11 protein-coding genes are annotated in these 11,081 nt (G+C 72.8%); 2 read left to right on the top strand and 9 right to left on the bottom strand.

What is annotated here, in order from left to right:
- Nucleotides 1-78 precede the first annotated feature (78 nt).
- The 9 genes from def to QA802_RS27870 form a co-directional block, all read right to left on the bottom strand.
- Nucleotides 79-729, bottom strand: coding sequence for a peptide deformylase (gene def, locus QA802_RS27910; protein ID WP_334528100.1), 651 nt, complete (start codon nucleotides 727-729; stop codon nucleotides 79-81).
- A gap of 91 nt (nucleotides 730-820) precedes the next feature.
- On the bottom strand, nucleotides 821-1,801 hold the full coding sequence (locus QA802_RS27905; RefSeq protein WP_319164932.1) for a tetratricopeptide repeat protein: 981 nt from the start codon (nucleotides 1,799-1,801) through the stop codon (nucleotides 821-823).
- Nucleotides 1,802-1,906: 105 nt separating this feature from the next.
- Entirely contained in the window at nucleotides 1,907-3,214 is a 1,308-nt protein-coding gene (locus tag QA802_RS27900; protein WP_334528097.1) for an HD-GYP domain-containing protein, read from the bottom strand.
- Entirely contained in the window at nucleotides 3,211-4,566 is a 1,356-nt protein-coding gene (locus tag QA802_RS27895) for an HD-GYP domain-containing protein (RefSeq protein ID WP_334528094.1), read from the bottom strand. Before QA802_RS27895 ends, QA802_RS27900 begins: the two co-directional genes overlap by 4 nt.
- A gap of 177 nt (nucleotides 4,567-4,743) precedes the next feature.
- Entirely contained in the window at nucleotides 4,744-5,055 is a 312-nt protein-coding gene (gene rsrA, locus QA802_RS27890) for a mycothiol system anti-sigma-R factor (protein ID WP_319164929.1), read from the bottom strand.
- The gene (gene sigR / locus QA802_RS27885; protein WP_334528089.1) at nucleotides 5,052-5,747 is read right to left on the bottom strand and encodes an RNA polymerase sigma factor SigR; all 696 of its coding nucleotides are present in this window, start codon (nucleotides 5,745-5,747) and stop codon (nucleotides 5,052-5,054) included. Before sigR ends, rsrA begins: the two co-directional genes overlap by 4 nt.
- A gap of 248 nt (nucleotides 5,748-5,995) precedes the next feature.
- A complete protein-coding gene (locus QA802_RS27880) occupies nucleotides 5,996-6,634 on the bottom strand; it encodes an alpha/beta hydrolase family protein (RefSeq protein ID WP_334528086.1) in 639 nt (212 codons plus the stop codon).
- Between the two features lies 1 nt (nucleotide 6,635).
- A complete protein-coding gene (locus QA802_RS27875) occupies nucleotides 6,636-7,451 on the bottom strand; it encodes an SOS response-associated peptidase (RefSeq protein ID WP_334528083.1) in 816 nt (271 codons plus the stop codon).
- Between the two features lie 57 nt (nucleotides 7,452-7,508).
- Nucleotides 7,509-7,982 carry a MarR family winged helix-turn-helix transcriptional regulator gene (locus tag QA802_RS27870; RefSeq protein ID WP_334528080.1) on the bottom strand — a complete coding sequence of 158 codons (474 nt, stop codon included), beginning with the start codon at nucleotides 7,980-7,982 and terminating at the stop codon, nucleotides 7,509-7,511.
- Nucleotides 7,983-8,907: 925 nt separating this feature from the next.
- On the opposite strand from QA802_RS27870, the gene QA802_RS27865 reads away from it, so the two are divergent.
- Nucleotides 8,908-9,630 (top strand): M50 family metallopeptidase, encoded by a 723-nt coding sequence (locus QA802_RS27865; RefSeq protein ID WP_334528077.1) that lies wholly within the window; start codon nucleotides 8,908-8,910, stop codon nucleotides 9,628-9,630.
- 96 nt (nucleotides 9,631-9,726) lie between these two features.
- Entirely contained in the window at nucleotides 9,727-11,070 is a 1,344-nt protein-coding gene (aroA, locus tag QA802_RS27860) for a 3-phosphoshikimate 1-carboxyvinyltransferase (RefSeq protein WP_334528074.1), read from the top strand.
- Nucleotides 11,071-11,081 lie beyond the last annotated feature (11 nt).

The following is an 11,081-nucleotide window of genomic DNA, read 5'->3' as shown; positions in this document are numbered from 1 at the left end:
CCGGCCAGGCGTCGTGTGCGGGGATGCGGAGGTGAGTACGCGGAGGTGAGTGCGGGGAGGTGAGTGCGGGGGTGGAGCTCAGTCGTTGGCGACCACGGGGTAGCGGGGCTCGTTCTCGGCCATCTGCCGCAGCGCGTCCTTGCGTTCACGCTTCGAAAGACGGTCGATGTAGAGGTATCCGTACAGGTGATCCGTCTCGTGCTGCAAACACCGTGCGAAGTACCCGGTGCCGCGCACCTTGATCGGGTTGCCCCGCTCGTCCTGCCCGGTCACCTCGGCGTAGTCCGGACGGGCCAGCGGCGCGTAGGCGGTCGGCACCGACAGACAGCCCTCGTTGCTGTCGTCCAGCCGGCGCCGGTCCGCGGGCAGCTCGACCAGCTTCGGGTTGCAGACGACGCCGACGTGCCGGGCGCCCTCGTCGTCGGGGCAGTCGTAGACGAAGACCTTCAGGTCCACGCCGATCTGGTTGGCGGCCAGGCCCACGCCCTCCGCGGTGCGCTGCGAGGCGAACATGTCGTCCACCAGCTTCAGCAGGTCGTCGTCGAACTCGGTGACGTCCTTGCACTCCTTGTGGAGCACCGGGTTGCCGACGACCGTGATCGGCCGCGAGTCGCCGCGCTCACGGTAGGCCCGCTCGCGCTCCTCCGTCTCCTCGGTGTCGATGACGAAGCCCTCGTCGTCCACGGGGAGCATGCCCCCGTGCTGCTGATCGGTGTCCTGCTGCGCCATGACCGACGTATGCCTTCCTGACTGTGTCCTCCGAGGGCTGCCCTCGGACCCCCGCCCGGGGGTTCGTCGCTGATACAGGGTACGGGGGCGGCTAACAGACCTCTTCCAGGTCCCGCCAGTCGCGGGTGTCCGGGCTGTCGGCGACCCAGCCGTCCAGCAGCCCCCGCACCAGCGAGGCGGGCGCGGCGACCCCGCACTCCCGCTCCGGCGCCCACAGCTGCCCGTCGGTCACGTGCCCGAGGGGGCCCGGGTGCCCCGGCTCGCTGTGGTCGTGCGGGTCGAGGTGCTCGCCGTCCCCCTCGTCGGAGGGCATCCGGGACTCCGAGCACATCCGGCACAGCAGCCGCACCGACGACGACCAGTCCTCCGCCGCGAAGCCCGCGTCGGCGGCCAGCTGCTCCAGGGCGTCCCGGTCCGTCTCCGAGGCCGCCTCCAGCAGGACCACCCAGGTCGGCACGGGGGACGGGGCCCACAGCTCGATCTCGTCGAAGACGGGGTAGGAGTGGCCCGCGACGGTGGTCCGCTCACCGTGCGGCACCCCGTCGTGCAGCACGACCTCGCCCCAGCGGCGCCCGGAGGACGGCAGCGGGATCGACAGCACCTCCATGCGGGCGGGATCCAGCCGCCGCCCCCACACCACCTCGGCCTCGCCCTCCGGCGACAGCCGTACGGCCGCGCTGCCCAGCTCCATACCGACGGGCTCGCCCGCGCCGGTGGCCTCGCCCGGCACGTGCAGCCCGTACGCCTGCCAGGCGCGGCGGGCCAGCGGCCAGTCCTGCAGGGCGGTGGCGGCAATGCCCACGTTCCACCAGTCGGGGGCCCCGGCCTCCCGGTCGAGCAGGGCGACGGCGCGCAGCCCGGCCGTGCGGGCCTGCTCCCAGTCGTGCCGGAACTTGTGCAGCAGGGCGAGATTGAACCAGGACTCGGAAAGCCAGGGTTCCAGGTCGGCGGCACGTGTCAGCAGCGCGCCCGCGTCCTCGTACCGCCCGTCGCCGATCAGCGTGAACGCGCGGTCGGTGGCCTGCCGCCAGGAGGCGGAGGGCCGGTGCCGTCCCTTGCCGAAGATCCTCACGATTCCCGCCTGCCAGTTCCGTTCTGTGGGCTGGCCAGTGCCCCCGGACACTCTCTCCCTCGCATCCAACCACGTGTGGCCGGAAGGCCGCTCATTACCCATGGGTTACCCATCCCCGGGCAGGGTCAGACCCGACCGCGAAACCACCCTGGCCAGCGCCTCCACCACCTCCGGGGCGTACTCCCGGCCGGTGCCGAGACGCAGCTCCTCCAGGGCGGTGAGAGGTCCGTCGGGTCCGCTGCCCCGCACTCGCTCCTCGTATGCGTTCACCGCCCGGACTATGCGGGCGGCCACCGGCTGCTCCGGGTAGGGGTCGGCCTGCCGCTCGACGACCGTCGCCACCTGGGCGCTCACCCCGGTCTGCCGGACGACCGCTCCGCCGAGCAGCGCGATCCGCCGCTGCTCGGCCGCCGGCAGGCCGGCCGTGGCCCCGGCCGGAACCGGGTCGACGAGGCTGAGCTGCCCGATGTCGTGCATCAGCGCCGCGTACTCGAGGACGGTCAGCTCGGGCTCCGGCAGCCTGAGGTCCCGACCCACCGCCTGGCTGAGCTCGGCGACCCGGCGGGCGTGCCCGGGCGGGGTGTACCCGGCGACCTCGGTGGCCCGGGCGAGACAGGCGATGGTCTGCCGGTAGGTGGCGCGGACGGCCTCGTAGCGGCGCAGGGACAGCTGGGTGAGCAGCAGCGGCACCGAGAACACCGGGAGCGCCCACAGCCCGACGACGGCCACCGCGAGCGCCATCACCGCGCCGGTGGCGCACACCGCGGAACCGATCCCGGGCACCGCCCGCAGCTCGTCGCGCAGCAGCGGGGCGAACGGCCAGCCGGTGCGCGAGGAGGCGAGGGCGGCGGCGACCACGGCGTCGCACAGGACCGTCAGGACCAGCAGCGCGAGCAGCAGCAGCGCGTACGCGGGCCCGCTCCAGCCGTCGAACGCCCCGCGGTTGTACAGGGGCTGGAAGCAGACGGCGGCGAACCCGACGGCGAGCACGCGCCGGACCAGATGGTCGAGGACGGGCCCCTGTCCGCGGGCCGGCTGGGTCACGCTGCCCAGCAGGGAGGCGGCCGCGACCACCGCCACGACCTGCGCGACCCCGTGATGCGTGGGCTGCCCGGAGTGCTCCCCGAGCAGCGCGTACGACAGCGACCCGGCGGCGGCGAGCGGCGCGGTCTCGCGCAGTCCGGGTTCGCTCACCGGGCTCGCGTCGCCCGGGCGGAGCCGGGGGCGCGCGAGGGCCGGCTCGCCGACGGCCACGAGGATCCCGAAGGCGAGCGCGACGGGGCGCTCCCGCAGGCCCGCCCAGTACGTGACGAGCAGGCTGCCGGCGGCCAGCAGGCCGGCGGTCGTGTAGAGGGCGACGAGGGTGCGGCGGGAGGTCGTCGGCGCACCCGGCGCCGCCGAGCACGAGGTCACCGGCGTGCCTCCGAGCGGTCGTCGGGCGCCGGGGCGGGGGCCGGCACGCCGGGCCGGGTCTCCTCGGCGGTCACCACCGGGTGCCAGCCGTCCCGGCCGACGACCCGGGCCAGCGCGGTGACCATCCGGGGGTCGAAGTGGGTGCCCGCGCACCGCCGCAGCTCGTCGAGGGCCGCCTGCACGGGCCGGGCCCGGCTGTAGGAGCGGGTGGAGGTCATCGCGTCGAAGGCGTCCGCGACGGCGACCACCCGCGCGGACTCCGGGATCTGACCGCCCGCCAGTCCGTAGGGGTAGCCGCTGCCGTCGACGCGCTCGTGGTGGTGGAGGATCGCCGAACGCGCCTCGCCGAGGAAGGCGATGCCCCGGGTGATCTCGTGCCCGTACTCGGGGTGCAGCTCGATCACCCGGCGTTCCTCGGGCGTCAGCGGCCCGTCCTTGCGTAACAGCCGGGTGGGGACGCCGAGTTTGCCGACGTCGTGCAGGATGCCGGCGAACCGGAGCATCTCGATCCGGTGCTCGTCCATGCCGAGTTCGCGCCCGATCATCATCGACGCCTGGCCGACGCGTTCGCTGTGGCCGCGCGTGTAGCCGTCCTTGAGGTCGACGGCCTGCACCAGGGCGCGGATGGTCGCCTGGTGGGCGGCGCGTTCCCGGTGGTACTGGGCGAACACCCACCAGGACACCGCCATCGGGAAGAGCACCAGCAGTGCGGCGACGGGTCCGTACGGGCTGCTCCACAGCACGGCCGTCATCAGTGCGGCGAGGCCGTGCACGGCGACCGGGGCGAGGGAGCGCAGGAACAGCCCCTGGCAGACCGCCCGGAGCGGGAGTCCCTCGGCGAGCGCCAGCATCCCGCCGTCGAGGAGGGCGAGCGCGGCGCAGAACACCAGCACGGCCGCGCCCGCCGGCAGGAGCGTGGGCGGCAGGTCGGAACCGGCCACCGCCTCGCGCCCGCCGAGCGCCCCGTGCGTGCGCGCCGCGAGCCAGACGGCGAGCGACGACTCCGCGGCCCGCCAGACGCGGCGCAGCAGGAAGGGCCGCCGTTCGACGTGCGAGAACAGCGCGCCGGGCAGCGGGACGAGGGCGGCCGCGGCGGGCGCCAGCAGAAAGGCCCCGGCGAGCAGGACGGGATGGAGGGTGGCGGCGAACCTGCGCCGGGCGACCTGCTCGCCCCCCGCGTACACCGCGGCCAGCAGGGCGACGGCCCACCAGGGGGTGCGCGCGCCGGGGGGCGCGGGGAACGCGGGGAGCGTGCACAACAACGTGCCGGGAAGCGCGGGGAGCGCGCAGAACAGCGAGCCGAGGGCGACGCAGGCGACATAACCGCGTGCCCGCGCCGGGATCCCCGCCATGGCCTCTCCCCCCAGCCGTGCCTGTCCGGGCTCAGGAGCCTAGGACGGCCGGGGGTGGGTCGGCGGGCGTATCACCCGCGGATTAGCACATTCGGGTGACGACGGCGCTCTTCGGGCCTGACGTTCACCGACGCTGGGTGAACTGGGCCAGCTGGGCGAGCGCCTGTGCCGACCGGTTCAGGACTCCTGGGGAGTCACCGAGGTGGCGGCCACGTCATGCTCCGGGACGGCCTGGCCGGAGCGGATCAGGTCGATCCGGCCCATGACCTTGGCGCGCAGGTCGGTCGGCACGTCGTCCTGTCCGCAGCACCGCTTGACCAGCTTCTTCACGGCCTCTTCCAGCCCGTACTTCTCCAGGCAGGGCGAGCACTCCTCGAAGTGGTGCTGGAACTTGTCCCGGTCGAGAGGAGGCATCTCGCTGTCGAGATACTCGTACAGGTGGTCGAGGACCTCACTGCAGTCCGTCTCGTGCGGATCTCCGCAGCTCATGAGCCCGAACCTTTCGCTTCGTTCGACTCTCCGGCGCCGGCCGGGACCAGTCCGCGCTCACGGGCGTAGTCCTCGAGCATGCCGCGCAGTTGACGGCGGCCCCGGTGCAGCCGGGACATCACCGTGCCGATGGGTGTCCCCATGATGTCCGCGATCTCCTTGTACGCAAAGCCTTCTACGTCGGCGAGATACACGGCGATCCGGAACTCCTCGGGAATGGCCTGAAGTGCCGCCTTCACATCCGAGTCGGGCAGGTGGTCCAGTGCCTGCGACTCGGCGGAGCGCAGACCGGTGGACATGTGCGACTCGGCGCGCGCCAGCTGCCAGTCCTCGATCTCCTCGGCCGCGCTGCGCTGGGGTTCGCGCTGCTTCTTGCGGTACGAGTTGATGAAGGTGTTGGTGAGGATCCGGTAGAGCCAGGCCTTGAGATTGGTGCCCTCCCGGAACTGGTGGAAGGACGCGTACGCCTTGGCGTAGGTCTCCTGCACCAGGTCCTCGGCGTCCGCCGGGTTGCGCGTCATGCGCAGGCCGGCCGAGTACATCTGGTCGAGGAATTCGAGCGCGTCCCGCTCGAAGCGCGCGCTGCGCTCCGCGGTGGACTCCACACCCGTCTCCTCGCTCACACCCTGGCCCTCGGGCAGCTCCGCCTGGCCGTTGTCGGTCCCTGCGTCGGTACCGGTGACCGGACCCACCTCCTCAGAATCGCGGGCGGAATCGAAACCGATCCCACTCGAATCGGAGGATAGACGACTACCCGTGCCTGCCGCCGCTCGAACTGGAGCGATCTTGGCCGCGTGCAGCACCGTCCAGTCGAGTTCGGTACGGCTCGGGCAGATGGTCGAACCCATGCGGAGGACTTCCTCTCCCACTGACGTCGGTGCCGGATGTTCAGCACTTCTGTCCGCCTCAACAGCGAGGCCGCCCTCCGCATTCCCCGCGCTCAGGCGAGTGACGCGATCCACCGGACGACGGAGGCGGTGACGGTCTCCAGCGCCTCCTCCTGCGTCACGGCGGCCCGTTTCGGCACGGCGAACCCGTGGTCGCCGTACGGCACCTCCATGAGCTCGTAGGGGCCCTCGGGGAACTCCTGCGGCCTGCCGAACGGGTCGTTGCCGCCCTGGACGACGAGGGTGGGCGCCCCGGCGCCGAGCAGCTCCCCGGCGCGGGACTTCTCCGGCTTCCCTGGCGGGTGGAGCGGAAAGGCGAGCGCGAGCACCGCGCGGGCGCCGAGCTCGGCGGCAGTGCGGCAGGCCACCCGGGCTCCTGCCGACCGGCCGCCGGAGATCACCGGCGCCCCGGACGCGGTGACCGCCGGCCAGATGCCGCGCCAGCCGACGTCGAGGGTCTTCGGGGCGGTCGCGACCTTCTTGCCTGCCACCCGCCAGGGCTGCTCGACGAGGGCCACGCTCACTCCGTGCCCGGGCAGCACGGCGGCGAGCGCCCGCAGGTCACGGGCGTCGACGCCGCCGCCCGCCCCGTGACCGACGGCGAGGACGCAGGCGGGTCTGCGGGCCCGGTGCCAGGTGATGCGGGCGGTCCCCGCGTCGGTCTCGACGGTGTCCACGGTTTCGGTGATCACGTCAGAAGAGTGTGCCCTCTTCCGGCCCCTCCAGCTCCTTCAGCAGCTCCGCGCCGTTGTTGCGGACGTTGCTCACCGCCGTGGAGACCGGATAGGCGCGCATCAGCCCCTCCGGCGGCGGCGCGAGGAGCGAGCGCAGGTCGTCGACGTCGGTCCGCGCCGGGTCGAGCCAGGCGTCCCAGCGGTCGGGGGTGAGCATCAGCGGCATCCGGGGGTGGATGTCGGAGAGGGCGTGCGGGCCGTCGGCGGGGGCCACGGCGAGCGGCGAGGTCTCCGCCTCGGTGGTGATCACCGAGCACGTCGCCCACCAGGCCTGCGGGTGGTCGTCGGGCAGGGTCCGGTCCCGCCAGAACTCGTACAGCCCGGCCATCGCGAAGACCGAGCCGTCGGCCGGGAGCACGAAGTAGGGCTGCTTGCGCGGCCGCTTCTTCTTCCCCTCGACCTCGAGGTCCCGCTCCTGGACGCCGGTCACCCACTCGTAGTAGCCGTCGGCGGGCAGTATGCAGCGCCGGGCGGCGAAGGCACGGCGGTACGACGGCTTCTCGTGCACCGTCTCCGCGCGCGCGTTGATCATCCGGGCGCCGCCCTCGGGGGTCTTCGCCCAGGACGGCACCAGCCCCCACTTCAGCCTGCGCAGCTGACGCACCGGGCGCGTCTCGGCCGCGCCCTTCACGGGACGGTCGAGAACGGCGTAGACCTCCTTGGTCGGCGCCACGTTGAAGTCGGGCTCCAGACTCTCCTCGGGCTCCCACTTCTCGACTTCGAAGATTCCCGCGAGATCCTCGGGCCCACGACTGGCCGCATATCGTCCACACATCTCAGACCACCCCTTCGACCTGCACGACGGATCGACTCTCCTGGGCAACGGATCGGCTCATTGCGGTACGCGGCCGGTGCGGGGCCACGGACGACCCGTCATCCGCTCGATGTCGGTGTTGAACCGCTCCAGGTCGTCTATGAAGCGTTCCAGGCGCGCCGGCGTCCACTCGCTGAGGGTCTCGTCCAGGCCGGACGCAGTCCGGTCCCGCTCCGCCTTGAGACGGCCTCGCCCTTCCTCCGTGACGCGGAACTTGTGCACGACGCTGCCACCGGGGTCGACCGTGCGCTCGACCAGGCCGTTCTTGAGGAGGGCGGTCGTCTGCCGGTTGAGGGTGGAGGACGCGAGACCGAACGCCTCGATGAGTTCGGGAATCGACATGGGGCCCTGTGCCTCGAGGCGGCTGAGCAGGACGTAGGCGCTGCGGTCGAGCCCGGAGTGCTTGCCCGGACCTCGCGGTCCGGCCATGGTCATGTGCCGCATCAGGATGAGCAGCTCCCGCTCCATCCGCTGTGCCTGCTGCGCCTCCACCGGTGCCTCCTCTGTATCCCGTGGCCGGAATGAGCGACCCGACGCTCATCCGGACGCGGCCCCCGCCACGCATCATACGCGCGCATGGCATCATGCCACGGCTATGCAATATGCAATCCCATTACACGATGCCATCACTGTGCGCTATGCACATCCATCGGGTGTCATGCCCGCTATGTCCATCAGGAGCACGTCATGGACACACCGACCCCCCGTCGCCGAGGTGAGCGGGCGCGAGCCGGATTCGGCCGAGGCGGACCGCAAGTCGACGTGGTCCGCGCCGCGGTCTACTTCGACGGCGCCGGCCTCGGCGGTCACCTGGCGACGATCTCGGCTGGGGTGCCGTGTGCCTGTTGCTCAACGTGGCGATCGACCGGTGGCTGGCCCGCCGGGACCTGAAGTCGGACGCGGATGCGGACGCGGATGCGGACGCGGACGGCGGCTCCGGCACTCCCGCAGCCGGCCCGGAATCCGCGGGGGCCGCCCTGGCCCTGGTCGGCGGCGCGGACGACACCGCGAGGCCCTCCCGTCGCGGGCGGAGGCGTGTCACACGCGCACGTGACTGACCGGGCCCCCCGTAGCGTCGGGACACCGCCGGCGACTGCGGGACCCCCATTCACTTCGCCCCGCCGGGTTCGCCACCGGCATCGGTTGCGGCCCGGCGGGGCGAAGTGCTGCGGGGGCCGTGGCGTGGCACGGGCCCCGGATGATCGCTCCGGGGGTGGCGCGGGGCTGCTCCGACCCTGTGAACTGCATATTCGTCGTGAGGAACGATCCCTGTCGCGTCGACGTCTCAGATAGCGTCCGCACAGACGTGCCACACTGCCAGGCCCACCCGTCACCCCGCCGTCACCCGTCACCCGGACCACCCGGTGCCGGTGCCCCGCGCCGAACCGTGCATCACAAGAGGGAGCCTCCCCCGACCATGGCCAGCACCGCCGCCCTCGCGCTGCCCGACCTGTGGGACCGTCTCACCGGCTCCCAGACCGACCCCGACCTGTGGGTGGTGATCGCCACCGCCGTGGCGGCGCTCGCGGTCGTCGTGCCGCACCGGCTGTGGCGGGTCTCCCGCAACGCCGTCACCATCGCCCACGAGGGCGGCCACGGCCTGGTCGCGCTGCTGACCGGCCGCCAACTGACCGGAATACGGCTGCACTCCGACACCAGCGGCCTGACCCTCAGCCGGGGCAAGCCGCACGGCCTCGGCATGATCCTCACCGCGGCCGCCGGCTACCCGGCTCCCCCGCTGCTCGGCCTGGGCGGCGCCGCCCTGCTGGGCGCCGGCCGCATCACCCTGCTGCTCTGGGTGGCGACGGCCCTGCTGATGGCGATGCTGGTGATGATCCGCAACGCGTACGGCGCCCTGACGGTCGTCCTCACCGGCGGCGCCTTCCTGCTCGTGTCCTGGCTGGCGGGTCCGCAGGTGCAGGCGGCGTTCGCGTACGCCGTGGTGTGGTTCCTGCTGCTGGGCGGGGTCCGTCCGGCGTTCGAACTGCAGGCGAAGCGGTCCCGCGGCGGGGCGGGGGACTCCGACGCGGACCAGCTGTCGAGGCTGACCCACGTACCGGCCGGCCTGTGGCTGTTCCTCTTCCACGCGGTGAGCCTGTGCGCGCTGCTGGGCGGCGGCAGGTGGCTGCTGGACCTGTGACGCTCCCTCTGCGGCGCGCGCGGCCGGTCATGACGCGGCCGGTTAGGCGCGGGCGCGCCCGAACGACGGCCTCCCGAGTTCATTAGAGTGGAGTCCATGGCCCCGAACCCCGCCCACACCGCCCTCTGGCCCGCCCCGCACGCGAGCGAGGCCGTCGACGCGACGGTCCACGTGCCGGGGTCGAAGTCCGTCACCAACCGCGCGCTGGTGCTGGCCGCCCTGGCCTCCGAGCCCGGCTGGCTGCGCCGCCCGCTGCGCTCCCGCGACACCCTGCTGATGGCCGAGGCCCTGCGCGCCATGGGCGTCGAGATCGAGGAGACGGTGTCGTCCAGCTCCACCGGCGGCGCGGGGAACCCCGAGCGCGCGGGCGAGGCCTGGCGCGTGCTGCCCGACGGCCTGCGCGGCCCGGCCACGGTGGACGTGGGCAACGCGGGCACCGTGATGCGCTTCCTGCCGCCGCTCGCCGCCCTCGCCGACGGGCCCGTCCGTTTCGACGGCGACCCGCGGTCCTACGAGCGTCCCCTGAACGGCGTCATCGACGCGCTGCGCGTCCTCGGCGCCCGCATCGACGACGACGGCCGCGGGTCCCTCCCGATGACCGTGCACGGCGGCGGTGCGCTGGACGGCGGCCCGGTGGAGATCGACGCCTCGTCCTCGTCCCAGTTCGTGTCGGCCCTGCTTTTGTCGGGGCCGCGCTTCAACCAGGGGGTGGAGGTCCGGCACATCGGCTCCTCGCTGCCCTCGCTGCCGCACATCCGGATGACGGTCGACATGCTGCGCGCGGTCGGAGCCCAGGTGGACACCCCGGAGTCGGGCGGCGAGCCCAACGTCTGGCGGGTCACCCCGGGCGCCCTGCTGGGCCGGGACCTCACGATCGAGCCGGACCTGTCCAACGCCCAGCCGTTCCTGGCGGCGGCACTGGTCACCGGCGGCCGGGTGCTGATCCCGGACTGGCCGGCCCGCACCACCCAACCGGGTGACCGGCTGCGCGAGATCTTCACCGAGATGGGCGGTTGCTGCGAACTGGCCGACTACGGCCTCGTCCTCACCGGCTCGGGCTCGATCCACGGCATCGACGTCGACCTGGGCGACGTCGGCGAGCTGACACCGGGCATCGCGGCGGTCGCCGCCCTCGCGGACTCCCCGTCCACCCTGCGCGGCGTCTCCCATCTGCGGCTGCACGAGACCGACCGGCTGGCCGCGCTGACCAAGGAGATCAACGAACTGGGCGGGGACGTCACGGAGACCGCCGACGGTCTGCACATCCGTCCGCGCCGCCTGCACGGCGGGATCTTCCACACCTACGACGACCACCGTATGGCGACGGCCGGCGCGATCATCGGCCTGGCCGTGGAGGGCGTGCAGATCGAGAACGTGGCGACGACCGCGAAGACCATGCCGGACTTCCCGGAGCTGTGGACCGGGATGCTCGGGGCGTAGGGACTTCTGCC

The organism is Streptomyces sp. B21-105, from assembly GCF_036898465.1.
Taxonomy (GTDB): Bacteria; Actinomycetota; Actinomycetes; order Streptomycetales; family Streptomycetaceae; genus Streptomyces.
The sequence above is the reverse complement of the archived record's forward strand: the minus strand, read 5'-3'. Positions and strand labels throughout refer to the sequence as shown.